The organism is Actinomycetota bacterium, assembly GCA_036280995.1.
GTDB lineage: Bacteria > Actinomycetota > CALGFH01 > CALGFH01 > CALGFH01 > CALGFH01.
The window spans coordinates 1-2,373 of the sequence record DASUPQ010000246.1; the positions used below are offsets into that span (position 1 = coordinate 1).

Below are 2,373 nucleotides of genomic sequence, written 5' to 3' on the forward strand. Positions count from 1 at the left end.
CAGGTAGCTGACGAAGGCGACCGCGATGGCCGCGTTGCCGGCCCAGATGGCGATCCAGTAGCCCCATGCCGTCTGGAAGCCGACGAAGTCGCCGAACGCCTTGCGGCTATAGGCGTAGGGCCCGCCGGTCCGCGGGTAGGCCCGGCCCAGCCGGGCGAACACCAGAGCCAGCAGCACCGCCCCGGCCGTTGTCAGCAGCCAGGCGACGATGCTGATCCCGCCATAGGAGGCCAGCGAGCTCGGGAGCAGGAACACCCCTGAGCCGATCATGTTCCCGACGACCAGGGCCGTGGCCATCCACAGGCCCAGCCCACGGCGCCGTTGCCGTGTCCGCGCCGACATCGGAGCACCCCTTTCGTGAGGAGAAACCCCCTACCTTGATGCTCCCGGAAGCGAGCCAAGCTCGGTAGGGCCGGACGACCCGTCACGTTCGGGCTGTGCGCGCGCCGCCGGTTGGCGACCGGCCTCACATCCCGACCGTAGCCCGTCGATCCCCCTTCGAGGGCCGCCCGGCCCCCCGCCAGGGTGCCGTCCAGCCCTTCGCCGGGCGGCCCGGCCCGGCTAGCGTCGAGACGATGTCAGAAGACCCTGCTTCGCTGGAGGTGCACGATGAGGCGCACCGTGCAGGACGTGATGACCAGGGAGGTCGTGGCCGTGCCGGGCCCGACGCCCTTCAAGGAGCTGGTCCGGCTGCTGAACGAGCACCGGGTCACGGCCGTGCCGGTGCTGGACGACACCGGACGGATGGTGGTCGGGGTCGTCTCCGAGTCCGACCTCGCGCTGAAGGAGGTCGCACCGCTGCGCGAGGCCCACACCCCCGCCTTCGAGACCATCCAGCTCCGCGGCGAACGCGCCAAGGCCGCCAGCCTGACCGCCGCCGAGCTCATGACGGCCCCGGCGGTCACCGTCGGCCCCGAGGAGCTGGTCGCGGCCGCGGCCAGGCGCATGTACGACCGCGACGTCAAGCGGCTGCCGGTGGTCGACCACAGCGGCGCCCTGGTGGGCATCGTCACCCGGGCGGACCTGCTGAAGGTGTTCCTCCGGTCCGACGAGGAGGTCCGCTTCGACGTCCTCGACCACGTGATCGGCGACCTGGTGCCGCTGCCCCCGGGCGCGGTCGAGGTCGAGGTCAGCGACGGGGTCGTCCGCCTGACCGGCCGCGTCCGCCGCCGCAGCCAGGCTCTGACCCTGGAGAAGGTCACCGGCGCGGTCGACGGCGTGGTCGCCGTCGAGAGCCGGCTGACCTGGCAGGTCGACGACGTCGACGTGCAGCCTGTGCCGCCCGAACCGGCGCCGCTGGGCTGACCCGCGGACCATGGGGCTGACCATCGAGCGGGAGCGGTTCGAGCCGGTCGACTACGTTCGGTTCGAGGAGCGGCTGGAGGAGTGCCTGGTCGCCATGGGCCGGCTGCTCAAACGGCCGGGCTTTGGGACCGGCCCGGCCACCGTCGGGGCCGAGCTGGAGCTGTGCCTGGTCGACAGCCAGGGCCGCGCCCTGCCCCGCAACCAGGAGGTCCGGGCCGAGACCGCCGACCCGAGAGTCGTGCTGGAGGTCGACCGGTTCAACCTCGAGCTGAACCTGACCCCGGCGCCACTGGCCGGCCGGCCGTTCGCGGCCATGGCCAACGAGCTCGACCAGGCCCTTGGGATCGTGCGCCGGGCCGCCGCCTGGCACGGCGGCCGGCTGGTCATGGTCGGGATCCTGCCCACCCTCCGGCCCGAGGACCTGCAGCTGGCCGCCCTGTCGGACGCACCCCGCTACCGGGCCCTCAACAACGGGCTGCGGCGGCTGCGCCAGGAGCCGTTCCGGATCCGGATCGACGGGGCCGACCCGCTGGAGCTGGCCGCCGACGACATCGGCCTGGAGGGCGCCAACACCTCCTTCCAGGTCCACCTGAAGGTCGACCCCGACCGGTTCGCCGACCACTTCAACGCCATCCAGCTGGCCCTCGGCCCGGCCCTGGCGGTCGCCGGCAACTCCCCCACCTTCCTCGGCCACCGGCTCTGGGCCGAGACCAGGGTGGCGCTGTTCAAGCAGGCGATCGACGACCGGGACGCCGCCGGCCGGTCCAGCCGCCGCCTCTGCCGGGTCGCCTTTGGGACTGGCTGGAGCGCCACCGGCGCCATTGGGCTGCTGGAGGAGAGCGTCCGGCTGCACGAGCCGGTGCTGCCGGTGCTCAGCGGGGAACGTCCCCTGGAGCGTGTGGCGGCCGGCCAGGTCCCCGCCCTAGACGAGCTGCGGCTGCACCAGAGCACGGTGTGGCGCTGGAACCGGGCCATCTACGACCCGGCCGATGGCGGCCACCTACGGATTGAGATGCGGGCCCTGCCGGCCGGGCCGACCGTGGTCGACATGCTGGCCAACGCCGCCTT

The 2,373-nt window shown here is 72.9% G+C and carries 3 protein-coding genes; 2 read left to right on the top strand and 1 reads right to left on the bottom strand.

Annotated features, from left to right (window positions below):
* Positions 1-342, bottom strand: a 342-nt coding sequence (locus tag VF468_08285) for an amino acid permease (protein HEX5878305.1), incomplete at its 3' end; no start/stop codon positions are given.
* 267 nt (positions 343-609) lie between these two features.
* On the opposite strand from VF468_08285, the gene VF468_08290 reads away from it, so the two are divergent.
* Both VF468_08290 and VF468_08295 read left to right on the top strand, forming a co-directional pair.
* A complete protein-coding gene (locus VF468_08290; GenBank protein ID HEX5878306.1) occupies positions 610-1,305 on the top strand; it encodes a CBS domain-containing protein in 696 nt (231 codons plus the stop codon).
* A 10-nt stretch (positions 1,306-1,315) separates the two neighbouring features.
* A partial coding sequence (locus tag VF468_08295; GenBank protein HEX5878307.1) for a glutamate-cysteine ligase family protein occupies positions 1,316-2,373 on the top strand: 1,058 nt, incomplete at its 3' end.